Below are 26,259 nucleotides of genomic sequence, written 5' to 3'. Positions count from 1 at the left end.
GGTAAAGCGGATGTGCAAGGGCTGAGGATGAAAAAGGTCTGTCGCACCGTGCTATCACCCTTTTTTCTGTGTACGCGCTAACGTGACGGGCAGAAGCGTGCGCAGCCGGGCAGCAGTTGTGCTAATCATAAGCGACCCATGATTGACTGAGGATCGCCTGCCATGTCCGCTTCCGATACTGATCTGCTCAGCTCCCCCCGCCGCAAACGTGCCCTGATTGCCGGTTCGGTCGGAAATTTCATTGAATGGTATGAGTTTGCCGTTTATGGCTTCCTGGCTACCCTGATTGCGGAGAACTTCTTCCGGCTTCAGGGCGAATCCGCGCTGACCGGTATCCTGCTGACCTACGCCTCTTTTGCCATCGCCTTTTTCTTCCGTCCGCTTGGCGCCGTGCTGTTTGGCCGGATGGGCGACAGGATTGGGCGCAAGCCTACCCTGATTTTTGTGCTGATCATGATGACGCTGGCCACCGCGGCTATCGGCCTGGTGCCGACCTATGCCCAGCTGGGCGTGCTGGCTCCCCTGATCGTTACCGGGCTGCGTATTCTGCAGGGGCTGTTTGCCGGAGGCGAGTATGGCGGGGCGGTGTCGCTGATGACCGAATTTGCTCCGCCCGGCAGGCGTGGCCTGTATGGTGCCTGGCAATCCTTTACCGTTGCGCTGGGATTGCTGGCGGGTGCAGCGATTGTTGCGCTGCTTTCGCGGCTGCTGACGCCGGAAGAGATGCAGAGCTGGGGCTGGCGCATCCCGTTCTTTGTTGCCCTGCCGCTGGGGGGCATCGCGCTCTGGCTGCGGGCTGGCATGGAGGAGACTCCGGCGTTTATCCGGCAGCAGACGCGGCCCCGCGAAAAAGTGACCGCCAGCCTGAGTGACACCCTGAAAACGATTCTGCTCGGCATCTGCCGGCTGATGGTGTGGTCGGCGGCCGGGTACACCTGGCTGGTGATCATGCCGACCTACCTGCAGGCCTCACTGCACACCGGCTTTAATGAGGCGCTGCTAATTGCGGTGATTTCGAACCTCGGTTTTGCCGTCACGATTATTCCGGCGGGAATGCTGAGCGACAGGATAGGCCGCCGGACGGTGATGGTCTCGGCGGCGATCCTGCTGCTGGTGCTCTCTCTGCCGCTGCTCAACCTGTTGCAGGCTGAGAACACCGCAACCGGGCTGAAAGGGCTGGTGGTCTTTATCGCAGGGGGTGTGGTGGGCCTGCTGGCCGGGCCGGGACCGGCGATGCTGTCAGAGATGTTTCCGACGCGGGTGCGTTATACCGGTCTGGGCCTGGCCTATTCACTCTCTAACGCGCTCTTCTCCGGCTGTGCCGGTCTGATCATCACCGGGCTGATTAAAGAGACGGGCAATCCCGATATTCCCGCCTGGTATGTCATGGCGACCGCACTGGTCAGTATTGTGGCGCTGATAACGCTGAACAAAGACGATCATAAGCGAGCGCTGGATGAGGGGTGACCGCAGGCTCAGCGCCCGGAGGGGGCATTCAGGCTGAAAATCTGATCGCGGTTGTGAACCTTGGTCCCGTGACTATCGGCGATCAGGATGATGGCGGCCATCGCTAACGCCAGAAGGAGGATGAAGATTTTACGCATGATAGTAAATGTGTATTCCTGACAGTTCAGTGAGGTCTGATACCGGGGCCGTAACGGCTGACCAGCTCGGCTTTAATTACAACACCCATAGAGAGTGCCTGATGGCGGGATCGCATTCTTTGATCCTGATACTGAATTGACCGGAAAGCGGGAAAAGAGGGAAACAGCGGCATAAAAAAAGGGCGCCTTCAGGCGCCCTTCAGAGTTTTAGCAGAACCGTTAAACCAGCTGCTGAGCCGTGGTTTCTACCAGCGTCAGCAGGATTTTAATGTCTTCCAGCGTCACGGTCGGGTTGAGCAGCGTCATCTTCAGACAGGTCACGCCATCGTGCTCGGTCACGCCGACGTTAGCACGGCCCGACTCCAGCAGGGCATCCCCGATACGCTGGTTCAGCAGCGCGATATCCGCGTCGCTGAGGTGCACCAGATGCGCCGGACGGTAGCGGAACAGCACGCTTGCCAGCTGCGGCTTCATTACCAGCTCCAGCGCCGGCTGCGCATCCACATATGCTGCCACGTGCTGTGCCAGCGTCACACCATGGTCGATGATGGCGGCATACTGTTTCTGACCCAGGGCTTCCAGACCCATCCACAGTTTCAGTGCATCAAAACGGCGGGTGGTCTGCAGGGATTTCGACACCAGATTCGGTACGCCCTGCGCTTCGTCAAACTCAGAGTTCAGATACGCAGCCTGGTAACGCATCAGCTCGTAGTGACGTGCTTCCTTCAGCAGGAAAGCGCCACAGCTGATGGTCTGGAAGAACTGCTTGTGGAAGTCCAGCGTAATGGAGTCCACCAGCTCAATGCCGTCCAGATAGTCGCGATACAGCTCGGAGAGCAGCAGTGCGCCGCCCCACGCCGCATCCACGTGAACCCAGATGTTCTCTTCAGCCGCCAGCGTGGCAATTTCACGCAGCGGATCGATCGCACCGGCATCGGTGGTGCCTGCGGTGGCAACAATCGCCAGAATATGCTCGCCGTTGGCTTTGGCTGCGGCCAGCTTGTGACGCAGGTCATCCATATCCATGCGGGCAAAGCTATCGGTTTTCACCTGCGTGACGGACTGATAACCCAGACCCAGCAGCGCCATGTTCTTCTGAACGGAGAAGTGCGCATTTTCTGAACAGAAGACTTTCATCTTCTTCAGGTCACCGGTTAAGCCATCCTGCTGAACAGAGTGACCCTGACGGGCATACCACGCGTCGCGCGCCAGCATCAGGCCCATCAGGTTGCTCTGAGTACCGCCGCTGGTGAAGACACCGGCATCGCCCGGCTGATAACCCACCTGGGTACGCAGCCATTCGATCAGCTTCATCTCAATCAGGGTTGCAGAGGGAGCCTGATCCCAGGAGTCCATACTCTGGTTGGTGGCGTTGATCAGCACTTCCGCCGCCTGGCTGATCACAAGGCTAGGGCAGTGCAGGTGCGCCACGCACTGTGGGTGATGCACCGACAGGCTGTCTTTCAGGAAGTACTCAATGGCACGTTCAATCGCAGCCTGGTTGCCCAGGCCGTCAGGATTGAAGTCCAGCGTAATACGCTCGCGCAGCTCTGCGACGGTTTTTCCCTGATACATCTCAGGTTGTTCCAGCCACTTAACGACCGCCGCGCTACTCTGGGCGATCGCCTGCTGGTAGGCCTCGGTACTCTGAGATGAGGCCGCCAGGATTGGGTTTAACCGGGACATTGCATTCACTCCACTTATACTGGTTTCACGCCAGCTGACAGCAGGGCGTTTTCAAATTTATCCATAAACACGTCAAGTTCAGCATCGGTGATCAGCAGGGAAGGCAGCAGGCGCAATACGCTACCGTGACGTCCGCCGCGCTCCAGGATCAGGCCGTTCTCGAAACATTTCTTCTGTACCAGCGCAGAGAGCTCGCCGTCAGCCGGGAAGCTGCCCATGTGATCAGCGGCTTCGTCAGGTTTCACCAGCTCGATACCGATCATCAGACCCAGGCCACGGACATTGCCAATCACCGGGTAGCGCTGCTGCAGTTCGTTCAGTTTGCCTTTCAGCAGTTCGCCCTGTGCCGCGACTTTATCTGCGATGTTGTTCTCTTTCAGCAGTTTCAGCGTGGTCAGGCCGGTTGCCATCGCCAGCTGGTTTCCGCGGAAGGTGCCGGTGTGGTGACCCGGTGACCAGGCATCGAACTCTTTCTTAATGCCCAGCACGGCCAGTGGCAGACCGCCACCCACAGCTTTGGACATCACGATGATGTCTGGCTCAATACCCGCGTGCTCGAAGGCGAAGAATTTGCCGGTACGGGCAAAGCCTGCCTGAACTTCGTCGAGGATCAGCAGGATGCCGTGCTCCTGGGTGACTTTACGGATGCGCTGCAGCCATTCCGCCGGAGCCGGGTTCACGCCGCCTTCACCCTGAACGGCTTCCAGAATGACCGCCGCAGGTTTACGCACACCGCTCTCAACGTCGTTGATCAGATTTTCGAAATAGTAGGTCAGCGCTTTCACGCCCGCTTCGCCGCCAATGCCCAGCGGGCAGCGGTAGAGGTGCGGATAAGGCATGAACTGCACTTCCGGCATCATGCCGTCAACGGCTTCTTTCGGTGACAGGTTACCGGTCACTGACAGCGCGCCATGGGTCATACCGTGGTAGGCACCGGAGAAGCTGATAACACCGGAACGGCCGGTGTGCTTTTTCGCCAGCTTCAGCGCCGCTTCCACGGCATCGGCGCCGGACGGGCCGGTAAACTGCAGGCAGTAATCCTTGCCCTGGCCTGGTAACAGGGAGAGCAGGTACTCAGAAAACGCGTCTTTTAACGGCGTGGTTAAATCCAGAGTATGTAACGGCAAGCCGCTGGTAATGACATTTTGAATGCTCTGCAGAACGTCTGGGTGGTTATGGCCCAATGCCAGCGTTCCGGCACCCGCAAGACAATCAAGATACTGATTGTTCTCGACGTCGGTGATCCAGACACCCTGTGCTTTCGCAATCGCGAACGGCAATTTGCGCGGATAACTTCGAACGTTAGATTCAAATTCGGCCTGACGGGCTAAATAGGTCTCATTGGTTGCGTTTAATGTCTGTGCATTCGAACTGTCAATACGGACTTTATCCGTCATCATATCTCTCCTACAACCGCGACGGGAGTAACGTCTCAGTTGAATAAATGAATTAAAAAAGTCATGGGTATGTTTAAAGCGCGGCCAATATAGGGGTTTTTAAGGTCCGACTCAATGATTAATTTGATCAGAAAAAAAGTACTTCTTTGCTATAGTTATCAACCAGTTGTTGAGATTGTGACCGCATGCTTTACTGCCGCTTCGCTAATGGTTAAATAATAAATGGCGAAAAAACACCGGCTTACAGCTCACAGCCTGTGCTAAGTCAATGATAATAATCTGTGTAAACAGCTGTTTCGGAGCCGAAACGCTATCAAAAAGGGCGCTTTTCAGACAGAAAAAGCATAAGTCAGTTTAATTAGCGAAGCTGCATATATCCCGCTATAGATGTAATGACCAATTAAAATAATAAACCTTTTTTTAACATTTAATTAAAAACGTCCCGTTGCAGTTGGGTCAGTGCGCGGTTTATTCGCTTTATCCCAGCACACAATCTATAAACTGGTTTAAATCCGCCAGCGCTTCACGCGCCTTCGCTTCTGAGGGATTAACCGTCAGTAAGTCGGCATAACCGTTAAGCATGGCGCTGATCTGTCTGGCGGTGCGGGCAACATCGGCGCAGCGCAGTGTCCCGTCAGTGACGCCGTCACGGATAATGGTTTCCGTCAATTCCTGCCACTCTGCCGTCATCGTCTCCGCCAGCCTGGCATAGGGCTGATAGTGTGCCGCACTTTGCCAGAAGGAGGCATAAAGCTGCCAGGTGGCATCCGGTGCGGCGGGCAGATGGCTTTCAAAGAGGCGCAGCAGTTTCTGACGCGGCATGAGGCCGGACAGGGAATCTGCGAAGGCTTCATAATCCTGCCGCATGAAGCGCTCCAGTGCGGCCAGACAGAGGCTCTGCCAGTTACTGAAGTAGTGATAAATGTGGCTGCGTGAAATGCCCACCGACTCGGTCAGCTCGCGGGTGGTGACCTTTTCTATCCCTTTCTCAATAAATAATGCTATCGCGGCATCCAGGATTTTTGTCTTCAGTGCTTCTGCTGACGCTTTCATCATGACTCTCACATTGACTTTGAGCAAATGCTCAAATAGACTCTTTTTCATACTTGAGCAACCGCTCAAGGATAACACTATCAGAAACAGAAACGATGTCTTCCTCTAAACTTATCCTTCCCGTTGCGGCTCCCCGCAGCGCTATTCTGACACTGAAAGCGCTCGGCCGTCGCCATCGCCGCAAGCTCTTCTTTACGCTGCTGCTGGTGGTCGCGGAAAATGTCATGTATCTGCTTTATCCGCTGCTGGCGGGCTTTGCTATCAATGCCATCCTCTCCGGCAGAACCTGGCAGGCGATACTCTATGCGGCGATGGTGTTTACCATGTGGGCGATTGGCGCAGCCCGGCGCAGCGTCGACACCCACACCTTTGCCCGCATCTATGCGGAGCTGGCGGTGCCAGTGATTGTGGCGCAGCGCAGCGAAAATCAGAGCGCGTCGACGATTGCGGCAAGGGTGGCGTTATCACGCGAGTTTGTCGATTTCTTTGAGAAGCATCTGCCGGTGCTGATTACCTCGCTGGCGTCGATGACCGGGGCGGCGGTGATGCTGCTGGCCATTGAGTTCTGGACTGGCGCAGGGTGTCTGGCGATCCTGCTGTTTTTCGCCTGTTTTCTGCCAGGCTTTACCCGCAAAAATGATGTGTTGTTTAATCGTCTTAACAACCGGCTGGAGAAAGAGGTGAATTTCGTTACCCATGCGAACGCCGCTTCACTCAGCCGTCATTATGGGGTTTTAGCCAGCCTGCGTATCCGTCTCTCTAATCGGGAAGCCTGCGGTTATCTGGCCATCGGCAGCATGGCCGCGCTGCTGTTTGCTGGCACCATCGCGTTAATGGCGGGCCGGGGTGGCACCAGCGCGGGTCACATCTATTCGGTGATGACCTATATGTGGATGTTTGCCATGAGCCTCGATGATGGCCCTCAGCTGCTGGAGAAGTATTCCCAGCTGAAAGACATCGGCCGTCGGGTGAATACCGGCATGCCATAGTCGCCTGTGCGGATGGAATGTGCGCCAGATCACAAAATGGGTTGCCATGCGCGGCCTGACTTTTTATAGTCTGGCCGCTTCATCCGGACGGAACACGCTCTGCTTCCTTCCTCCGGCTCACTTCAGTTTTTCAGCTCAGGCCATTGGGAATCCATTTTGTTAAGAAAAGATCATAAAACCGACGATGCCGGTTTTGTCCGCTGGGCATTGCTGGCCCTTGCACTGGGCGGCTTCGGCATCGGAACCGGCGAATTCATCATGATGGGCCTGCTGCCGGACGTGTCGCGCTCGCTCGCTATCACCGAACCGCAGGCGGGCAACGCCATCGCCAGTTATGCGCTGGGGGTGGTGGTTGGCGCGCCATTTATTGCGGTGCTGGCGGCGCGGATGGCGCGTAAATCGCTGCTGCTCATCCTGATGGCACTCTTCAGCATCGGCAACGTCGCCAGCGCGATGGCCGACAGTTATCACGGCCTGATCGTGGCGCGTTTTCTGACCGGCCTGCCGCACGGCGCTTACTTTGGCGTGGCCTCTCTGGTCGCGGCGTCACTGGTGTCGCCGGCGCGGCGGGGGCGTGCGCTGGCCTCGCTGATGCTGGGACTGACGGTGGCCACCCTTATCGGGGTGCCGCTCGGCTCCTGGATAGGTCAGCTGTTCAGCTGGCACGTGGTCTTCACCTTTGTTGGCGCGATTGGTCTGCTGACCTGTCTGCTGATTGGCCGCTATGTGCCTTATACACCCGGCGATTCAGAGGCTCATCCGCTGCGTGAACTGGGTGCGCTGAAAAACGCGCAGGTGCTGCTGACTCTGCTGGTGGGCGCCGTCGGTTTTGGCGGCATGTTTGCGATCTTCAGCTATATCGCCCCGACGCTGATCAATATTGCGGGTATCTCTCCCTCGCTGATCCCGTGGGCGATGGTGGCGTTCGGGCTGGGGATGATCATCGGTAATCTGGTCGGTGGCCGTCTGGCGGATGGGCCGGTACTGAACATTATCGGCTGGACACTGCTCTGGAACGTGCTGGTGATGCTGGCCTTCCCGGTGCTGGTCCAGCATGTGGCAACCGGCCTGCTGGCGACCTTCCTGATCGGCACCTGTTCAGTGCTGCTGCCATCACTGCAGATCCGCCTGATGGATGTTGCCAATGAGTCACAGACCCTGGCGGCCGCGATGAACCATTCGGCGCTGAATATCGCCAATGCGATGGGCGCCTATCTCGGTGGCCTGACGGTGTCGCTGGGTTATGGCTGGCTGTCAACGGCGTGGGTTGGCGTGGCGCTGGGGGTCGGCGGCCTGATGGTCTTTGTGATGACGGCGCGGCATGCCGCCCGCCAGCAGGCTGAACTGGCCTGATAGCCGCCGGGCAGGGCGCAGCGGCAGCCGGGGTTGTCGCTGCGCGGGGCTGGCTGAAACCCGTGGGAAACGGGGTGCAGCCAGCCTCAGAATCGGGTTGCGGCTATGAAGATTCAGCGTTCGTTATCTTTTCCGCCGTTCGGGAAATAAAAAAGGCCAGACAAATCAGTAAAGATGCCTGGCCGTCTGGATGTTAAAATTAAATTAAAATAATGTTTGCTAATGTCGGGCAGGCATGACTTAATAGCGTCATCGGTTTGGAACACAGACCTTATCAAAGCAGTTTTAGTCAAGCAGTCCTCAGTGCAAGCGATATCTCAAGATACCCCTTCTTCGTGAGTCTCCTCCTAAAATCCTGGTAAGTTTATTTCTGGAAGACAGGCCATCTCTGCCACCTTGTGGCTCATTATTAAGGAAGTATCGATGTCGAATAAAATGACTGGTTTAGTAAAATGGTTTGATGCGGGCAAAGGTTTTGGTTTTATCTCCCCGCAGGATGGCAGCAAAGATGTATTTGTTCATTTCTCTGCCATTCAGAGCAACGATTATAAAACTCTCGATGAAGGTCAGCAGGTCGAATTCACCATTGAAAACGGCGCGAAAGGCCCATCAGCGGCAAACGTTGTCCCGATGTAACATCTGATAATCAATGCGGCTTACGATAGCGATGACGGCAACAGCCTGAGCAGTTAAGCGAGCATTGATGATTGAAAAAACCCGCCCTGTGCGGGTTTTTTGCGTTAATGAAGATGTGCTCAATGCCGGGGATGCACACAGACGCGTAAAAATATTTGTTTACCCTTATCTGCTTCCCGAAGCCAGGTGAGGATTTGTATTTTATCAATCAGGCCATGTCACCGCTTACCGATGATGTTCCTGACCTGTTGAAGTAACGATAATAAAAGGGATTAACCGATGAAAAAGTTTGCTTCACTGCTGTTTATCGAACTGCTGTTTCTTTTATTTTGCATTCCTGTAGGTATGGTATGTGCCGCTCTTAACCTGTCTGAAAGCGCAATGGGTGGCATCATCGTGAGCTACGTGTTTCTGTCAATGGCCCTCGTGCCTGCAATCAACAAACGATTCATTTTGAAAGAAAACCTGTGAAAATGGTCAGGCGAATCGATCCAACCGCAGCACACACCTCACTGACTCCTGTTTCGTTGTAAACGTCATCAAGCCTGCCATTAAGCCACTCCCTCCTGACAGCGGATGAGCCGCTGACCTCTTCATGCCGTAAAACGGTGAGAAAAAAAGATAAAATGCCGTCAGCAGGCTTATCGCGGCAGATAGCCGTTTATCGCTGTGCGACTATAGAGGCAAAGAACTTCTCCTGCTGACGTTTACCACCCGGAAGGTTATCTGCTCTATGAACGCCTCTGCTGGCATTGCAATGAAGGTTATGGCTGCGCTGAGCTCCACGCTGATGCTGGCCTGTGTAAAACAACTGGATGGGGCGATACCGGTTGGCGAAGTGATCTTTTTTCGCTCGCTGCTGGCGCTGGTGCCGCTGTTAATCTGGCTGCGTATCCAGGGCAGCGTGCTGGACGGCATCCGCACCCGTAACATTGGCGGCCACGTTGTGCGCGGGCTGGCGGGGACCGGTGGGCTCTATTTCAGCTATCTTTCGCTGCTTTATATCTCACTGACCGATGCCACCGCGATCAACTATGCCGCGCCGCTGTTTACCGTGCTGCTGGCGGCACTGCTGCTGCGTGAAAAAGTCCGTCATCACCGCTGGGTTGCCGTGTTTATGGGATTCACCGGCATTCTGGTCATGTTCTCCGGGCATCTCTCGCTGACGCAGCAGGGCAGCTTCTCGCTCTCCGCGTCGGCCGGGATCCTGCTGGCGTTAATGGCCGCATTCTGCACCGCCTGTGCGCTGGTTCAGATCCGCTTTCTTAACGGCAAAGAGAAACCGGGCGCTATTGCTTTCTGGTTCGCCATCACCACCGCCTTAACGTCGCTGGTTACGCTGCCTGCCGGATGGAAGGTGCCGCAGGGCAATCAACTGGCGTTGCTGGTGGGCTGCGGGTTGCTGGGCGGCATCACCCAGATCCTGATGACGCTGAGTCTGCGCTACGCCGAGGCCTCACTACTGGCCCCGTTTGACTACACCACCCTGATCTGGTCGGTGGCGGTGGGCTATCTGCTACTGGGCAGCCTGCCGGACTCTGCCACCGTGGTCGGTGCGATCCTGGTGGTAACAGGGGGTCTCTACGCCGTGCTCTATGAGCGTTATCGTTTCCGCAAAACGCAGATAGTAAATGTCAGCTCGTGATCTGCTGCATCCCGCGCGCGTGTGTAAAGTGCGCAATGATAACGCAGCGTTAATAATTTGTGATCCCGGCGAGAGAAGCTCATTTTGTAATCGATTACTTTTACACTCAGACAAGGTAATCGATGACTCACGGGTGAGGTTCCTATGATTGCAACGGTGCAGGAGAGTGCAGGCCAGCGGGTGCAGCATAAGCTGCTGGTTCCGCGCCTCTCTCTGATGATGTTTATGCAGTTCTTTATCTGGGGCAGCTGGTCGGTGACGCTGGGCCTGGTCATGACCCGCCACAACATGCCGTTGCTGATCGGGGATGCCTTCTCTGCCGGGCCTATCGCCTCGATTCTGTCGCCGTTTGTGCTCGGCATGCTGGTGGATCGCTTTTTCCCTTCCCAGAAGGTGATGGCGGTGATGAATCTGGCCGGTGCGATGATTCTCTGGTTTGTGCCACAGGCACTTATGGCAGAGAACGGGGCGCTGCTGATCGCGCTCTTATTTGGCTACACGCTCTGCTTTATGCCGACGCTGGCGCTCGCAAACAATATCGCTTTTCACAGCCTCGCCAGCAGTGAGAAGAGTTTTCCTATCGTCAGGGTTTTCGGCACTATCGGCTGGATTGTGGCGGGGATCTTTATTGGTGTCGCCGCCATTGCCGACAGTGTGGCCGTGTTCCAGCTGGCCGCACTCTGTTCCGTGCTGCTCGCTCTTTACAGCCTGACGCTGCCGCACACGCCAGCGCCGGCTAAAGGTCTGCCGTTGAAAGTCCGCGATCTCTTCTGCGCGGATGCCTTTGCCCTGCTTAAACAGCGTCATTTCTTTGTCTTCGCGCTGTGCGCCACCCTGATCTCGATTCCGCTGGGCACCTACTACGCCTTCACCGCCTCCTGGCTGGCGGATGCCGGTGTCCGCAACGTCAGCACACTGATGTCACTGGGCCAGATGTCTGAAATTCTCTTCATGCTGATCATCCCGCTGCTGTTTCGCCGCCTCGGCGTGAAGGCGATGCTGCTGATTGGCATGTCAGCGTGGTTTGTGCGTTATGCCCTGTTTGCACTGGGCATGAGTGATGAGACGCGCACCCTGATCTACCTCGGCATTCTGCTGCATGGCGTCTGCTACGACTTCTTTTTTGTGGTGGGTTTTATCTACACCGATCGCATCGCCGGTGAAAAGGTCAAGGGACAGGCGCAGAGCATGGTGGTGATGTTCACCTATGGCATCGGCATGCTGCTGGGTTCGCAAATCTCCGGCGCGGTCTACAACCATCTGGTTGCGGGTCAGGTGAGTGCGCAGAACTGGGCGCTGTTCTGGTGGATCCCGGCGGGCGCCGCCGCGCTAATCGCGATTATTTTCTTCTTCTCATTCCGATACCGTGAATAAGCGCTGGCGGCGCGCAGGAGCGACAGATGAAAACAGTTAAAGGGCCGGGACTTTTCCTGTCACAGTTCATTACCTCTCAGCCTCCGTTCAACTCGCTGGCCGGGCTGGCGGAATGGGCGGCGGGACTGGGATACCGGGCGCTGCAGATCCCCTGCCATCAGCCCGCCATTTTTGACCTTGAACAGGCGGCGGTGAGCCAGACTTACTGTGATGACGTGCGGGGGCTGCTGGCCGATTCTGGCCTCGAAATCAGCGAACTGTCGACGCATCTCGAAGGACAGCTGATTGCCGTCAATCCCGTCTTCGATAGCGCTTTCGATAATTTTGCACCGGCAACGCTGCGTGGCGATCCGGCCCGGCGCACGGAGTGGGCGATGACCACCCTCAGACGTGCCGCAGCCGTGTCGGAAAGGCTCGGCCTGCGCGCTCACGCCACCTTCTCCGGCTCGCTTGCCTGGCCCTGGTTCTATCCCTGGCCGCCCCACAATGCCGCGCTGTTTGCAGAAGCCTTTGCCGAACTGGCGCGCCGCTGGATGCCGCTGCTGGACGTTTTTGACCAGCACGGTGTTGATCTCTGTTATGAGATCCATCCCGGCGAAGATCTGCATGACGGTGTCACGTTTGAACGTTTTCTGGCTGAGGTCAATCATCATCCCCGCTGCAATATCCTGTTCGATCCCAGCCATCTTCACCTGCAACACATCGATTATCTGCAGTTCATCGACCACTACCATTCACGCATCAAAGCCTTTCACGTCAAGGACGCGGAGTATCAGATTAACGGGCGTAGCGGGGTCTATGGCGGCTATCAGCCCTGGCTGACGCGCGCCGGGCGTTTTCGCTCGCCGGGCGACGGCCAGATAGACTTCGGCGGCATCTTCAGTAAGCTGGCGCAGTATGACTATGACGGCTGGGCGGTACTGGAGTGGGAGTGTTGCCTGAAGGCGGGTGAGACGGGCGCGCGGGAAGGTGCGGCGTTTATCCAGCGTCATATTATTCCGGTGGCCGATCGCGCCTTTGATGATTTTGCCGCGTCCGGTGAAAACCGCCCGTCAGTGCGTCAGCAGCTGGGGCTGGATCGCGACGCGTGAAGTGCGCGGATAACCGGAACCGCCCAGGATTAAAACAGGGAGCGCTATGTCTGTTCAGAAAATCGCCCGGATGGCCGGGGTGTCCGTCGCCACGGTTTCCAGAGTGCTGAATAACAGCGACCGGGTTAAACCGGCCAACCGGGAGAAAGTGCTGGCGGCGATAGAAGAGAGCCGCTATCAGCCCAATCTGCTGGCGCGACAGCTGCGCACCGCCCGCAGCTCGATGATTCTGGTGCTGGTCTCCGATATCTCTAACCCCTTCTGCGCTGAAGTGGTGAAAGGCATTGAGGCGCAGGCGGAGCAACAGGGGTATCGCATTCTGCTCTGTAATTCGGGGGCCGATATCGCCCGATCCCGTTCCAGTCTGCAACTGCTTTCCGGCAAGATGGTGGATGGCATCATCACCATGGACGCTTTCAGTAAGCTGCCGGAGCTGAGTCAGCTGATTGGCGCTGCGCCCTGGGTGCAGTGCGCCGAACACGATGATGAGGGGCGGGTCTCCTGCGTCGGCATTGACGATCAGCGTGCCGCGCAGGCTGTGGTGCGACATCTGGCCGCCCAGGGACGCCAGCGTATTGCGCTGATCAATCATGATCTGAGCTACAAATATGCCCGGCTGCGGCAGCAGGGCTACCTCCGGCAGCTGGAAGAGGAGCAGCGGGAATGGCAGACCATCATCTGCGCCAGCGCGTTGAGTTTCAGCGCCGGTAAAGCGGCGATGCTTGCGCTGCTGGCCGGGGAGACGCGGCCCGATGCGGTGTTTGCCGTGTCTGACACGCTGGCGGCAGGGGCGATGGCGGCGATCCAGCAGGCGGGCCTGCGGATCCCGCAGGATATTGCCGTGGTGGGGTTCGATGGCAGCGACCTGGCGGAGATGGTGTCACCCCCGTTAACGACCCTGGCACAGCCTTCAGGCGTGATGGGGCGCCGGGCCTGCGAGCTGCTGCTGCAAAAAATTGCCCAGCCCGATGTGCCGCCGCAGCGGGTAGTGATGCCGGCTGAGCTGGTGGTGCGGGTCAGTGGTTAAAGATGCGGATTCCGGCACAATGACGTGAGGTGAAGCGACAGCGCGTGACAATCCGGCATGAACCGGCTGCCGCAGGCAAGGCGCGCAGGCGGGTGAAAAGGGCGCAGTCGCGGCTGCGCCCTGTATGGGTCAGAGTGCGTTCAGGAAGGCCAGCAGATCCTGATTGAGCTGATCCTGATGCGTTACCGCAAAACCGTGTGGCGCATTGTCATAAACCTTCAGTTCCGCCCCCTCAATCATCTCCGCCGCCACTTTGCCAGTAGACTCAAACGGAACGACCTGATCGTTGCTGCCATGAATCACCAGCGTCGGCACCTTCACCTTCGCCACGTCGGCACGGAAATCGGTTTCGGCAAAAGCCGTTACGCAATCCACGGTGCTTTTCAGCGAGGCCAGCAGGGCAATGTTCAGCGTCTGCGTCAGGACGCCCTCGGAAACGGTCTGCCCGGCGTTGGTGCCATAGAAGGGGGTGGCAAACTCTTTAATAAACTGGGCGCGATCCTTAAGCAGGCCGTCACGGATACCTTCAAAGACCGACATATCCACCCCCTGCGGATAGTCTGCCGTTTTACCAAAGATGGGTGTGACGGCACCCAGCAGCACCAGCGCCGCCACGCGCTCGCTGCCATACTGGCCGATGTAGCGCGTCACGTCGCCGCCACCCATAGAGAAGCCGACCAGCGTCACCTGCTGCAGATCCAGATGGGTGATGAGATCGTTGATATCTGAGGCAAAGGTGTCGTAATTATTGCCGTTCCAGGGTTGATCGGAGCGACCAAAACCGCGGCGGTCAAAGGCAATCACGCGATAACCGCGCCCGGCCAGGAAGTTCATCTGGCTATCCCACATATCCGCGTCCAGCGGCCAGCCGTGACTGAATAAAACAGGCTTGCCGGTGCCCCAGTCCTTAAAATAGATTTGCGTGCCGTCGGTTGCTTTAAACGTGCTCATGATATTGCCCTCTGTCTGACGTGATGGATGATATGTCGGTGATGCGCCCGTTAAACCGGGGCCACCAGATAGCGAACTTCAGGGGCGGTTTCACCCTGATGAAAGGCGAAAACCCGCCGCTCAATCTTTTTATCGTTCATGGTGTAGCGCGCCTTCTGCCGCAGATGTTCGACCCAGGAGCCCACCACAAACGTTTCCACGAAAATGCCGGGCTGCAGAATATCTTCATAAAGAGACCAGCTGATGGCGCCGCCGCGACGCCTGACCCGCCGCATATCCTGCATGCAGATCGTAAAGGCGTGTACATCATCAAGCGTAACCCGATATTCGTAATTCACCATCACCGGTCCGCGTTCATGGCGGATATCCAGTGCGGGGGGTGTGACGCCATCCCCGATTATGTCGAGATTGAGATCGGGGTCCTGATCGAGCCGCCAGCGCCAGACGGTCGCGCTGGCGATGACCATCCCTGCCGCGGCGATGCAGAGTGACAGTGGAATGCTGAAGCGGGAGGCGAGCTGTCCCCAGATTGCGCTGCCTGCGGTCATGGAACCGAAGAAGAGCGTCAGATAGACCGCCAGCGCACGCGCTTTCACCCACTTCGCGGCACTGCGCTGTGCGCCGAGATTCAGCGTCGACAGCACCGTAATCCAGGCCAGCCCGGTGAAAAACTCACACGCATTCAGCAGCCAGAAGTGACGCACAAAGGCGAGTGCCAGCAGGGTCAGGGCGAAGATCAGGCTGGCGATGACCATCAGGCGATCGGAACTGAAATGACGCCGCAGACGCGGCAGCAGCACCGCGCCGGTAATCGCGCCGACACCGATGCAGGCCAGCATAATGCCGTAGCCGCCGGGGCCAAGGCCGAGTTCACGCCGCGCCACCAGCGGCAGCAGCGCCCAGCCCGCACTGCCAAACAGAAAGAATGCCAGGGTGCGAACCAGGACGTTTCGCAACACCGGTGCAGCGTGAACATAACGCAGACCGGCGCGCACCGCTGAAAAGAAGTGCTCAGGGGGCAGACGCTGAATGGCCGGCTCCGCTTTCCAGCGCCAGAGCACCCAGGTCACACCCAGCACCGACAGCGCATTGAGCAGAAAGACCATCCACGGGCCGGTAAACGACAGGATCAGGCCGCCCAGCGCCGGACCTATCGCGCGGCTGATATTGATACCCAGCGAGTTAAGGGCAATCGCGGCACCCAGCTCCTTTTTTGCGACCAGATCCGGCACGATTGCCTGGAAGGGGGGCGAACTCATGGCAGCCCCGGCGCTCAGTAAAAAGGCGGCGGCCAGCAGGTATTCCGGTGTCACCTGTCCGGTCCAGGCGAGCAGCGTCAGACCGGCGGCGGCAATAAATGTCCAGATCTGAGAAAAGAGCAGGTATTTACGACGGTCAATGATATCGGCCATGACGCCGGAAGGCAGCGCGAACAGAAACATCGGCAGGCTGCTGGCCGCCTGAACCAGCGCGACGGCCAGCGGGTCAGCACTCAGCGTCAGCATGCTCCAGTTGACCCCCACATCGTTCATCCATGACCCGATATTGGAAACCACGGTCGCAATCCAGAGCATGCGGAACACCGGCTGGCGCAGTGGCGCTAAGGGCGACACCTCGCCAGCGGGCTGTTCACCAGGCAGGGCCTGTTCAGACAGCTGAATATCCTTAGCCTGCGCCATGACGAACCTCCCGGGGTTTTGCCGCGCCCAGCCGCCAGTCGCCCGGCCCGGTCAGTGCCAGCGTGGTAAAGATGATCAGCAACAGCCAGCCGAACTGGCCCTCCGCCAGTGACCAGTCCGGATGCACCACCAGCATCGCGACCAGCAGAACCCCGATGATGGGCAGGCAGGCAATCCGACTCCCCCAGCCGAAGATAATGAGGATCGGGCAGATCACTTCCGCCAGAATGGCCGGCAGCAGGCTCATCATCGGGCCCAGCCCAAACGGGTCCTCGATACGCGTCAGTTCTTCGCTGAAATGCAGAATTTTCGGCACGCCATGCACCTGTAACAGCAGCAGGCTGCCGGTCAGGCGCAGGAAGAACAGCCCCGCATTAAGACGGGGCGAGTAAGCAGATACGTTCTTCATCATCAGAATGCAAAGCAGCTGCAGCCCAGCGCCCCCCAGAAGGCGTTATCCTCAGCGACCGGCACGCCGGCACCACGGGCAATTTCGTGCGAATGGCGATGGACACCGCACGGGCCACTGCAATGGTGCGCGGCAGGCATCATCCCGGCACGGCTCTGTGCCACCGGCGGCGCGCTGCGATAGTGGCCGGGAACCCTGACCACCGGCGACCACTCTGGCAGAACCGGAATGGCGGGCGGTGCCTCCGTGCTGAATGCACCGGCGGCATAGACGATATTGCCATCCACCACGGTCAGCACGGACTCGATGCCCTTGATCTCCTCTTCCGGCACGCCGAAGTAGTCTTTGCTCAGCACCGCCAGATCCGCCAGCTGTCCGACCTGGATCTGACCTTTTTTGCCCTGCTCACTGGAGAACCAGGCGCTGCCCTGGGTCCAGAGCATCAGCGCCGTGTCGCGGTCAAGGCGGGCATTGACGTCATACATCTGCATGCCGCCCACGGTGCGGCCGGAAACCAGCCAGTAGAGCGCGGTCCAGGGGTTATAGCTGGCCACGCGGGTCGCATCGGTGCCGAGTCCGACCGGAACGCCGGTTTCCAGCATTTTATGCACCGGCGGCGTATGGCGGGTCGCCTCAATGCCGTAACGCTCCGCAAAATATTCCCCCTGGAAGGCCATGCGGTGCTGCACGGCAATGCCGCCGCCCAGCGCTTTGATACGGTCGATATTTCGCTGCGTGATCGTCTCCGCGTGATCGAAGAACCAGTGCAGCCCGTTGAACGGAATGTCACGGTCGACCTTCTCGAATACATCCAGCATCCGGCTAATCGATTCGTCATAAGTCGCATGCAGGCGGAAAGGCCAGCGATGTTCCACCAGATGACGCACCACGCGCTCCAGCTCATCCTCCATGCCGGGGGCCAGGTCGGGTCGCGGCTCCAGAAAGTCTTCAAAGTCGGCGGCTGAGAAGACCAGCATTTCACCTGCGCCGTTGTGACGGAAATAGTCGCTGCCCTGACCTGGCGTCAGCATGTCAGTCCACTTTTCGAAGTCCTCCAGCTCATGGCCCGGACGCTGGGTAAAAAGGTTATAGGCGATGCGCACCGTCATCTGCTTTTTCTGATGCAGCTCTGCAATCACCTCGTAATCTTCGGGATAGTTCTGGAAGCCGCCGCCCGCATCAATGGCGCTGGTCAGCCCCAGGCGATTCAGCTCACGCATAAACTGCCGGGTTGAGTTGACCTGCTGCTCCAGTGGCAGCGTCGGGCCTTTCGCCAGCGTGGCGTAAAGGATCATGGCGTTGGGACGGGCGATCAGCAGGCCGGTAGGATTACCGTTGCTGTCGCGCTGGATTTCTCCCCCCGGCGGGTTGGGCGTCTCTCTGGTGTAGCCGACCGCTTTCAGCGCGGCGCGGTTGAGCAGGGCGCGGTCATAGAGGTGCAGCAGGAAGACCGGTGTGTCGGGCGCGGCTTCATTGATCTCATCCAGCGTCGGCATGCGCCGCTCGGCAAACTGAAATTCCGTCCAGCCGCCCACGACCCGTACCCACTGAGGCGTCGGGGTTCGCAGCGCCTGATCTCTCAGCATCCTCAGCGCATCAGCGACAGAGGGAACGCCCTCCCAGCGCAGCTCAAGGTTGTAGTTCAGGCCACCGCGGATCAGGTGCAGGTGAGAGTCATTAAGACCAGGCACGGCGGTGTGACCTTTAAGATCGATCACCCGGGTGCCGTCGCAGTGAAACGCCATCGCGTCGGCAAGCGTCCCCACCGCAACGAATTTTCCGTCACGAATCGCAACGGCTTCTGCCACCGGATTGCTGCGGTCAACAGTATGAAATTTGCCATGGGTCAGTATCAGTTCAGCTTTACCCAGCGTAACCATAGATCCTCCTCAACGGGGTTGTCCGGCATCCCGCCGGACAGGAAGTGCCGCAGACAGGCGGCCTCGAATCAGGCGGATTATGGTGAGCGGGCTGAGGGCGCGTCTAGTTATACAGAGGGATACCTATACCTTCGTATAGTTATACGCAGAGATAATAGTTTGCCGTGACAGCTCACCCTAAACTGGGTTCAGACAGCCAGCTGCGGGGTGTTAACCCGGTACAGGCTGCTCCTTTTGCTCCGCGCCGGTTGGCGGAATTCCGTTACTTAACCTCTATGGGTGAACGCATGTCCAACGCTAAGCTTGAAGTCCTTACGCCACATAACAGCCAGATTATTTTTATCGACCAGCAGCCGCAGATGGCCTTTGGTGTGCAGTCCATTGACCGTCAGGTGCTGAAAAACAACACGGTCGCCCTGGCGAAGGCGGCGAAAGTCTTCAATATCCCCACCATCATCACGACGGTCGAAACGGAAAGTTTCTCCGGTCATACCTATCCGGAGCTGCTGGATGTATTCCCGGGACAGGATATTCTGGAGCGCAGCTCAATGAACTCCTGGGATGACCAGAAAGTGCGTGACGCGCTGGCGGCAAACGGAAAGAAAAAGGTGGTGGTGTCAGGCCTCTGGACGGAAGTGTGCAATAACAGCTTTACGCTGTGCGCGATGCTGGAAGGGGATTACGAGATCTACATGGTGGCGGATGCTTCTGGCGGCACCACCAAAGAAGCGCACGACTACGCCATGCAACGCATGATTCAGGCGGGTGTGGTGCCGGTCACCTGGCAGCAGGTGATGCTGGAGTGGCAGCGTGACTGGGCCAACCGTGACACTTACGATGCGGTGATGAACATTGCCAAAGAACACTCAGGTGCCTACGGCATTGGTGTGGATTACGCCTATACCATGGTGCACAAAGCGCCATCCCGTCAGAAGAGTGAACACCGTACCCTGGCCCCGGTGCACGCACCCGTCCGCTAAGTCGCGTGCTGCTGATCGGTGCCCCTGTTCCGGTCAGCAGCGTGGCAAAACAGGAGTCCGGTGATGAATCCTTTTCTTCTTTCTCTGGCGGCAGGGAGTGTAATCGGCGTGCTTTATGGCCTGCTTAAGGTGCGTTCGCCCGCTCCGCCAGCGATTGCGCTGGTGGGACTGCTGGGGATGCTGCTGGGCGGGGCGCTGATCGATGCGATCCTGCCTGCTGAGCAGCCTGCCACTCTCCAGCAGCAGAGTCCTGCACGGCCTGTGACAGCCACAACGGGATAAGCCGATCATGTTGAAATCCTACATTATTTCTCTCGCGGTGGGTCTGCTGGCTGGGGTAATCTATGCCCTGATCAACGTCAATTCACCGGCACCGCCTGTCATGGCGCTGCTGGGACTCTTTGGCATGCTGGTGGGGGAGCAGCTGGTTCCGCTGGCGACGCGTCTGTGCCGCCGCCAGCCCGTCACGCTGAGGTGGTTTCGCCATGAATGTGTGCCAAAAATCAGTGGCACACCGCCGCCCGACGGCGATAAAACGCCCTAAGTCCTCGCCTGCCACAGGGTGAGGCGTTCCAGAGGATATCTGCATGACGCTGTCACAGCGTATTATCATTGTTGATGATGAACGCGCGGTCCGCAGTGGACTGAGCAATCTGTTGCATTCAGACGGCTACGCCACCCGATTATTTGAGTCAGGTGAGGCGCTGCTGAACGATGATGATGCGCTGGCCGGGGCGGCGATGCTGATTATTGATATCGGACTGAAGGGGATGTCCGGTTTTGAGCTGTTTACGCTTCTGAAACAGCGGCCCGGCCTGCCGCCGGTCATTTTTATCTCGGCCGATCAGGAAGAGACCACGCTCTGGTATGCCGTGGCACTGGGTGCCGTGACCTTTTTGCGCAAGCCCATCGATGTTGATACGCTGCTGACGCTGATCCGTTGTGCGTTATCTCAGGGAGAAGCGCGCTGATGAGCACTCTTTCACTCACTGTTCATGAGGGTGACGACGCGGGTTCCACCCCTGACGAAACCGACACGCTGACCACGCTGGCGCAGGATGGCTGCCTGTGCTGGATAGCGGTTCACCGTCCTTCCGGCGACGCGTTCATTATCGCGACGCCTCAAAGTGACGAGGTTACGTATCAGGCGACGCAGCGGCTTAAGAATGAACGGGCGCTGGCGGGATATCTTTCGCCACGCTGGGCCATCACCGCCACAGGCTCCACCCGCTACCAGAATCGTTATGCGCTCGTTTATCCCGCCTTTCCCTTTCAGACCCTGGCGCACAGGCTGGCGCATCCTCCTGGCACCCTGACGGATTTTCTCGAGGTGGCGCTGCGACTTTGCGCCACGCTCAGTCAGGCGCATCATCAGGGCATCGTCCATGGGGATATCAAGCCAGACCATTTCTTCATCGGTGACGATGACCGCTTTCTGCTGGGCAATTTCGGGCTCGCCACCCTGGCGGGGCAGTCGGCGGAGGGTCTGCGCGCCTCTGGCGGGACCCTGGCCTACATGTCACCTGAACATACCGGGCGGACACCCCATCCGGTCAGCACGCTCAGCGATCTCTACAGCCTGGGCGTGGTGCTCTATCAATGCCTGACCGGCAGGCTTCCCTTTGGCTCTCCTTGTGCGGGTGAGGCGGAGTGGATCCACCATCACATTGCCACCGCTCCCCGGCCCGCCGATCAGGTCAGAGAGGCGGTGCCAGCCATTCTCTCTGCCATTCTGCTGCGCCTGCTGGCCAAATCACCCGCTGAGCGATACCAGACGGCTCAGGGCGTGATGGCTGACTTACGCCGCTGTCAGGCGACGCTGACAGCAGAGAACACCATCGAACCGTTCACGCCCGGCCTGCAGGAACCGTTTATCGCCGGGTTTCGCGCCACGGGTCTGTTTATGCAGCATCCGCAGGCGCATCAGTTGCTGAGAACGCTGGATGACGTCAGCCGCAGCGGTACGCAGCGCCTGGTCATGCTGAGCGGCGCGCCCGGTTCAGGCAAATCGGCCCTTATCGCCTCTGCTCTGAAAAACCTGCAGCGCCGACAGGTACTGCTGGCGGCAAGCAAGGCCGACCCGCTTTCGCCGATGGCCCCTTATGCCCCGCTCGCCTCCGCGCTGCGCAGCGTAACGCTTTACCTGTCAGGACTGTCCGCTCCGGAGGTCAGCCAATGGCGAATTCGCCTGCGGCAGCGCCTGAGCGGCTATGCCGATCTGGCCATTGAACTGGTGCCGGAGCTGAAACAGCTGCTCAACCTCCGGGCGGTGCAGCCGGTGGTGCGCCCTGCCCAGGAGGCCCGCGATCAGTTCAATCTGATGGTTTCTGCGCTTATTGACGCTTTTGCCACGCCTGAGCGGCCGCTGGTGTTGCTGATTGATGATGTTCACTGGGCAGACAATGCCACGCTGCAATTGCTGGAGCATCTGGTCACCCGTAATGCCCATCTGCCCTGGATGCTGGTGCTGGCCTTCCGGGAGGGAGACGCGATGCCCTGTCCGATGGTGGCCGGATTTCTGCTGCGGATCAGAGCCTCCGCGGCGCGGGTGGTGGTGGTGACGCCCCAGCCGCTCAGCGTTAAAGGCATCGCCCGCTGGCTGGCTGACATGCTGCATTCCCGCCCCTGCGGCCATCGCGAACTGGCACAGATCCTCTATGAGAAAACCGGCGGCAATCCGCTTTCTGTTCAGACCTTCTTTCGGCAGGCGGTTGAGGATGGGGTGATTGCGGTGCGTCAGAGCCCGCTGAAGTGGCATTACGACCGCGGGCAGCTGATTGCGCGACAGTACACTGACAATGTCGCCGGTCTGGTCCTCGATCAGCTGGCGCAGCTCCCGGCGATCACCCGCCAGCTGCTGGGATCGCTGGCCTGTCTGGGTGCCAGTGGTGAGCTCGCCCTGATCGCTCATATCAGCGCGCATCCTGTGGCGCAAATTATCGAATGGCTTGAACCGGCCGTCAGCGGTCGCTTCATTACCCTGACGGGCGGGGAGTACGCCTTTACCCATGACCGGGTCCATCACGCGGCGTTTTTACTGCTCGATCTCCGGCAGCAACAGCATCTTCATCAGCAAGCCGCGGCCTGGCTGACAGCCGCCGCCGTTACCGCTGAAAGTCATGAGGCGCTCTTCAGAACGGTTTATCACGTGGACAGAATTGCTGAACTGCCGCTCTGCGCCACCGACTGCGAGCGTTATTATCCGCTCTGCCTGCGTGCCGCACAGGCGGCGAAACGCGCCGGGGACTATCTTTCAGCGTTGCGCTATCTGCGCACTGCGCAACGGCTGGGTCAGCAGGGCGTCAGCGGGCGTGATTTTATGCTGCGTATCGATGAGGCGGAGTGCGAGTTTTTACAGGGCAATCTCGCCACCGCGCAAATGCTCTGTAGCCAGCTGCTGAGCAAACCGGGCACGCTCAGTGAGAAATCGCTGGCAGCCTGTCTGGCTACCGAAATTCATATGCGGCAGTCTGACAACCATCTCGCGCTGGAAACCGCACTCGCCTGGCTGGCAGTTTCCGGCGTGCACTTCAGGCGTGACCCGGATGAGTCGGAGATTGACGCCGCCTGGCAGGCGCTCAGGGCGAGAATGGGCGACTCGCCGCATGCCGCCTTTTCCCGCCTGCCGCTGAACGAGAATCGTGACATTGAAGCGGTGCTCGATCTGATGGCCAGCACCATTTATGTCTCCGCCTACGACTGTCCGCAACTGCATCTGTTACTGGTCTGCCGTATGCTGGAGATGACGCTGGATCACGGCATGACCGGCGCTTCTGCGTTCAGCCTGGCCTGGCTGAGCGTGCTGATTGGCGAACGCTATCAGGCGTGGCAGTTTGCCTATGCCTGTGGCCGGGTGGCCCGTGAACTGGTGGAGCAGCATGATTTTGCCCGCTATAAAGCGCGCACGATGCTGCCGCTGGATCAGGTCGGGATCTGGACACAGCCCATTGACGTTGCGGTGGAATCTGCCCGGGAGAGCTTCCGTGTTGCGGTGCAGCATGGCGATCGCTCCTTTGCCTGCCTTGCGCTGCGTCATCAGATTATGAACATGCTGACGCGTGGCGATCATCTTGAGTCGGTGCAGACCTCCATTGAGCGGGGCCTCGCCTTTACGCGTGAAACGCATTATCCCGACGTCGAAAACGTGCTGGTGATGCAGAAGCACCTGGTGGTGCAGTTGCGTGACCGCAATGGGTTCAGGGACGGGGATCGCGCCGATTCTCTGCCGCTGGTGGCGGGCAGTGAACCGGGCCCGGTCGCCGGCCCTAAAGCGATGGTGCGCTTCTGGGCCGGTCTCTATCAGGGCATGGCGCATTTTTATGCCACTGAATATGATGACGCACTGCGCTGTTTTACGGAGATTCGCCCACTGATCAGCGCGGTTCCGGCTTATATCTACCTGATGGATCTGCATTTTTACAGCGCCTTATCACTGTGTCAGCAGCCGCGGTCAGCAGACAGCGCGGCGCTGGATCACCATCTGGAGACGTTTTCGGGCTGGGCTCGCCTCAACCCGGGACTGTTTGCTGACAAAGTTGCCCTGCTGCGGGCAGAGCGCGCGCGCCTCAGGCAGGAGACAGGTGACGCGCTGACGCTGTACGAGGAGGCGATCCGGCTCTCACGCCAGGCGGGTTATCTGCACATTCATGCGCTGGCGAATCAGCTGGCGGGCCGCTGCTGCAAAACTCTGCAGCTGGATACCGCCGCGGACGCCTATCTTAAAGCGGCGATGGCGAGCTGGGAAAACTGGGGTGCGCAGGCGCTGGTGCACCAGCTGGAGCAGCACGTTCCGCATCAGACCGTGCCAGTGCCGGAGAGTGCGCTGACCACCATCCCCTTTATGCAGAATGCCTCTTTTTACGATCTGGAGAGCATGCTGACGGCCGTGCGTGCCCTGACCGAGGAGATCAATCTGGATCGGCTGGTACATACCCTGATGCGTATGCTGCTGGAACGCGCCGGGGCCCAGCGTTGCAGGCTCATCCGGGTTCTGGAGGGCAGCCTTCCGGAGACGCAGGCCTGGGCCGAAAGTACGGCCGATGGCGTGCGGGTGCAGATAGTCAAAGAGCGACCGGTCGCGACCGATCTCCCTTTGTCGGTTCTCTCTGCCGTCATCCGCACCGGTCAGGAGATCCGCACCGGCAAACCGGAAGCGTTCAGCCCCTTCAGTCAGGACCCCTATCTGGTGGCGTCGGGTGCCGCCGTATTGTGTGTGCCGATGTTCAGGCAGGCGACGCTGGTTGGCGTGCTCTATCTGGAAAATCGCCTGATGCCCGACGCGTTTACCGCTGAACACTCGCACATTGTCAAAACCCTGAGTGCGCAGGCAGCCGTCTCGCTGGAGACGGCACGGCTCTATGCCGAGTTGCTGGAGGAGAACAACCACCGGCGACGGGTAGAGAAACAGCTGCGCGCCAGTAAAACCTCGCTGATGCTCGGCGAGAAGATCAGCCATACCGGCACCTGGCGCTGGGAGGTCACTGAGGACATGATGCGGGTATCCGATGAGTATGGCCGCATTATGGGCCTGCCCGCCGGCCAGAAAAGATTGTCGATGGCTGACTTTCTGACCCGGGTGCATCCCGATGACCACACCTGTATCAGCGAACTCGTCACGCACAGCGTCAGTCAGGGACGCAGTATGCAGGCTGAGTTCCGCGTGCTCAGACCGGACGGTGAGTGTCGTTATATCAAAGGCATCGGCGAACCGGTGGAAAACTACCCCGACGTTAAAGAGTACTTCGGCACGATTACGGATATCACCTCACAGCGCGCGGCTGAAGATAGTGCGCGAATGGCGCAGGCGGATCTGGCGCGGGTAACACGCGCTAACACGGTCGGGCAACTCACTGCGTCCATCGCGCACGAAATTAATCAGCCGCTGATGTCGATAGTCGCTAACGCCGGAGCCAGCCTGCGCTGGTTAAAGCGGGAACCGCTGATGCTGGAAAATGTTACCAGCGGCCTTAATGAGATTATCAATGAGGGTAAGCGAGCCGGAGAGATTATTCGTGGTCTGCAGGCGCTGACCCGCAACAACGAATCGAACTTCGCCTCTGAGAATCTGCATCTGATCGCCCGGGATATACTGGCGCTCTCCAGGATTGAACTGGAGCGACGGGGGATCTCCCTGGAGCTGAAGTTCAGGGCCGTAAAAGCGGATATTTTCTGCGATCGCGTGCAGATTCAGCAGGTGCTGCTGAATCTGGTGATCAATGCTATCGATGCCATGTCCGATGAATTACCCCGCGCAGCCCTGCTGCGTCTCACCTCCGAAAACCCGACGCCGGAAACGCTGCGGTTTGAGGTGCAGGATAGCGGCTGCGGCTTACCGGATGAGGTGCGTGAGCGGATCTTTGAGTCGTTCTACACCACGAAAAAAAGCGGCATGGGGATGGGGCTGACCATCAGCAAAGGGATCATCAAAAAGCATCACGGTGAGTTAGGTGCGGAAAACCGGGCGGAAGGCGGCAGCCGCTTCTGGTTCACGCTTCCGCTGGGATAA

Annotated in this window: 21 protein-coding genes; 14 read left to right on the top strand and 7 right to left on the bottom strand. The window is 58.5% G+C overall.

Going from position 1 to position 26,259, the window contains the following annotated elements; translation table 11 throughout:
* Positions 1 to 162: 162 nt before the first annotated feature.
* Positions 163 to 1,467, top strand: coding sequence for an MFS transporter (locus tag S7A_RS19325; protein WP_009093019.1), 1,305 nt, complete (start codon positions 163 to 165; stop codon positions 1,465 to 1,467).
* 356 nt (positions 1,468 to 1,823) lie between these two features.
* Here S7A_RS19325 and S7A_RS19320 read toward each other — a convergent pair whose 3' ends face one another.
* The 3 genes from S7A_RS19320 to S7A_RS19310 form a co-directional block, all read right to left on the bottom strand.
* Positions 1,824 to 3,290: an aspartate aminotransferase family protein gene (locus tag S7A_RS19320; protein WP_009093018.1), complete on the bottom strand. Its 1,467-nt coding sequence runs from the start codon at positions 3,288 to 3,290 to the stop codon at positions 1,824 to 1,826.
* Between the two features lie 14 nt (positions 3,291 to 3,304).
* Positions 3,305 to 4,690 carry a diaminobutyrate--2-oxoglutarate transaminase gene (locus tag S7A_RS19315; protein WP_009093017.1) on the bottom strand — a complete coding sequence of 462 codons (1,386 nt, stop codon included), beginning with the start codon at positions 4,688 to 4,690 and terminating at the stop codon, positions 3,305 to 3,307.
* 474 nt (positions 4,691 to 5,164) lie between these two features.
* A complete protein-coding gene (locus S7A_RS19310; RefSeq protein ID WP_033736766.1) occupies positions 5,165 to 5,740 on the bottom strand; it encodes a TetR/AcrR family transcriptional regulator in 576 nt (191 codons plus the stop codon).
* A 95-nt stretch (positions 5,741 to 5,835) separates the two neighbouring features.
* Here S7A_RS19310 and S7A_RS19305 point away from each other — a divergent pair, with 95 nt between their 5' ends.
* The 8 genes from S7A_RS19305 to S7A_RS19270 all read left to right on the top strand — a co-directional run bounded on the left by S7A_RS19305 (position 5,836) and on the right by S7A_RS19270 (position 13,855).
* Complete coding sequence (locus S7A_RS19305; protein ID WP_009093015.1) at positions 5,836 to 6,729, top strand: ABC transporter six-transmembrane domain-containing protein; 894 nt, start codon at positions 5,836 to 5,838, stop codon at positions 6,727 to 6,729.
* Between the two features lie 156 nt (positions 6,730 to 6,885).
* A complete protein-coding gene (locus S7A_RS19300) occupies positions 6,886 to 8,082 on the top strand; it encodes an MFS transporter (protein ID WP_009093014.1) in 1,197 nt (398 codons plus the stop codon).
* A gap of 423 nt (positions 8,083 to 8,505) precedes the next feature.
* Complete coding sequence (gene cspA, locus S7A_RS19295; protein WP_003855207.1) at positions 8,506 to 8,718, top strand: RNA chaperone/antiterminator CspA; 213 nt, start codon at positions 8,506 to 8,508, stop codon at positions 8,716 to 8,718.
* A 279-nt stretch (positions 8,719 to 8,997) separates the two neighbouring features.
* Positions 8,998 to 9,189 (top strand): hypothetical protein, encoded by a 192-nt coding sequence (locus S7A_RS19290; protein ID WP_009093013.1) that lies wholly within the window; start codon positions 8,998 to 9,000, stop codon positions 9,187 to 9,189.
* Between the two features lie 262 nt (positions 9,190 to 9,451).
* On the top strand, positions 9,452 to 10,363 hold the full coding sequence (locus tag S7A_RS19285; protein ID WP_009093012.1) for a DMT family transporter: 912 nt from the start codon (positions 9,452 to 9,454) through the stop codon (positions 10,361 to 10,363).
* A gap of 144 nt (positions 10,364 to 10,507) precedes the next feature.
* Positions 10,508 to 11,737, top strand: a complete 1,230-nt coding sequence (locus S7A_RS19280; RefSeq protein ID WP_009093011.1) for an MFS transporter — start codon at positions 10,508 to 10,510, stop codon at positions 11,735 to 11,737.
* Between the two features lie 26 nt (positions 11,738 to 11,763).
* Complete coding sequence (locus S7A_RS19275) at positions 11,764 to 12,828, top strand: sugar phosphate isomerase/epimerase (protein ID WP_009093010.1); 1,065 nt, start codon at positions 11,764 to 11,766, stop codon at positions 12,826 to 12,828.
* Between the two features lie 46 nt (positions 12,829 to 12,874).
* Positions 12,875 to 13,855 (top strand): LacI family DNA-binding transcriptional regulator, encoded by a 981-nt coding sequence (locus S7A_RS19270; protein WP_009093008.1) that lies wholly within the window; start codon positions 12,875 to 12,877, stop codon positions 13,853 to 13,855.
* A gap of 129 nt (positions 13,856 to 13,984) precedes the next feature.
* Here the strand turns inward: S7A_RS19270 and S7A_RS19265 are convergent, their stop codons facing one another.
* From S7A_RS19265 to S7A_RS19250, 4 genes are read right to left on the bottom strand one after another with little or no spacing between them, the layout of a single operon-like run.
* A complete protein-coding gene (locus S7A_RS19265) occupies positions 13,985 to 14,806 on the bottom strand; it encodes an alpha/beta fold hydrolase (protein ID WP_009093007.1) in 822 nt (273 codons plus the stop codon).
* Positions 14,807 to 14,856: 50 nt separating this feature from the next.
* Positions 14,857 to 16,485, bottom strand: coding sequence for an MFS transporter (locus tag S7A_RS19260; protein ID WP_009093006.1), 1,629 nt, complete (start codon positions 16,483 to 16,485; stop codon positions 14,857 to 14,859).
* On the bottom strand, positions 16,472 to 16,894 hold the full coding sequence (locus tag S7A_RS19255; protein WP_033736826.1) for a DoxX family protein: 423 nt from the start codon (positions 16,892 to 16,894) through the stop codon (positions 16,472 to 16,474). The genes S7A_RS19260 and S7A_RS19255 overlap by 14 nt, the downstream gene beginning before the upstream one ends.
* Positions 16,895 to 16,896: 2 nt before the next feature.
* The gene (locus tag S7A_RS19250; protein ID WP_009093004.1) at positions 16,897 to 18,774 is read right to left on the bottom strand and encodes an amidohydrolase; all 1,878 of its coding nucleotides are present in this window, start codon (positions 18,772 to 18,774) and stop codon (positions 16,897 to 16,899) included.
* Positions 18,775 to 19,061: 287 nt separating this feature from the next.
* Between S7A_RS19250 and S7A_RS19245 the strand changes: the two genes are divergently transcribed.
* The 5 genes from S7A_RS19245 to S7A_RS19225 all read left to right on the top strand — a co-directional run bounded on the left by S7A_RS19245 (position 19,062) and on the right by S7A_RS19225 (position 26,259).
* On the top strand, positions 19,062 to 19,754 hold the full coding sequence (locus S7A_RS19245; protein ID WP_009093003.1) for a hydrolase: 693 nt from the start codon (positions 19,062 to 19,064) through the stop codon (positions 19,752 to 19,754).
* 63 nt (positions 19,755 to 19,817) lie between these two features.
* Positions 19,818 to 20,036 (top strand): DUF1427 family protein, encoded by a 219-nt coding sequence (locus S7A_RS19240; protein ID WP_009093002.1) that lies wholly within the window; start codon positions 19,818 to 19,820, stop codon positions 20,034 to 20,036.
* Between the two features lie 7 nt (positions 20,037 to 20,043).
* Positions 20,044 to 20,298, top strand: coding sequence for a XapX domain-containing protein (locus S7A_RS19235; RefSeq protein WP_009093001.1), 255 nt, complete (start codon positions 20,044 to 20,046; stop codon positions 20,296 to 20,298).
* Positions 20,299 to 20,341: 43 nt separating this feature from the next.
* Positions 20,342 to 20,725 (top strand): response regulator transcription factor, encoded by a 384-nt coding sequence (locus S7A_RS19230; protein ID WP_009093000.1) that lies wholly within the window; start codon positions 20,342 to 20,344, stop codon positions 20,723 to 20,725.
* Positions 20,725 to 26,259, top strand: coding sequence for an AAA family ATPase (locus tag S7A_RS19225; protein WP_009092999.1), 5,535 nt, complete (start codon positions 20,725 to 20,727; stop codon positions 26,257 to 26,259). The genes S7A_RS19230 and S7A_RS19225 overlap by 1 nt, the downstream gene beginning before the upstream one ends.

It is taken from the genome of Pantoea sp. Sc1 (genome assembly GCF_000255315.1).
Lineage (GTDB): Bacteria > Pseudomonadota > Gammaproteobacteria > Enterobacterales > Enterobacteriaceae > Pantoea > Pantoea anthophila.
This window is presented reverse-complemented; position numbering and strand designations above follow the sequence as displayed.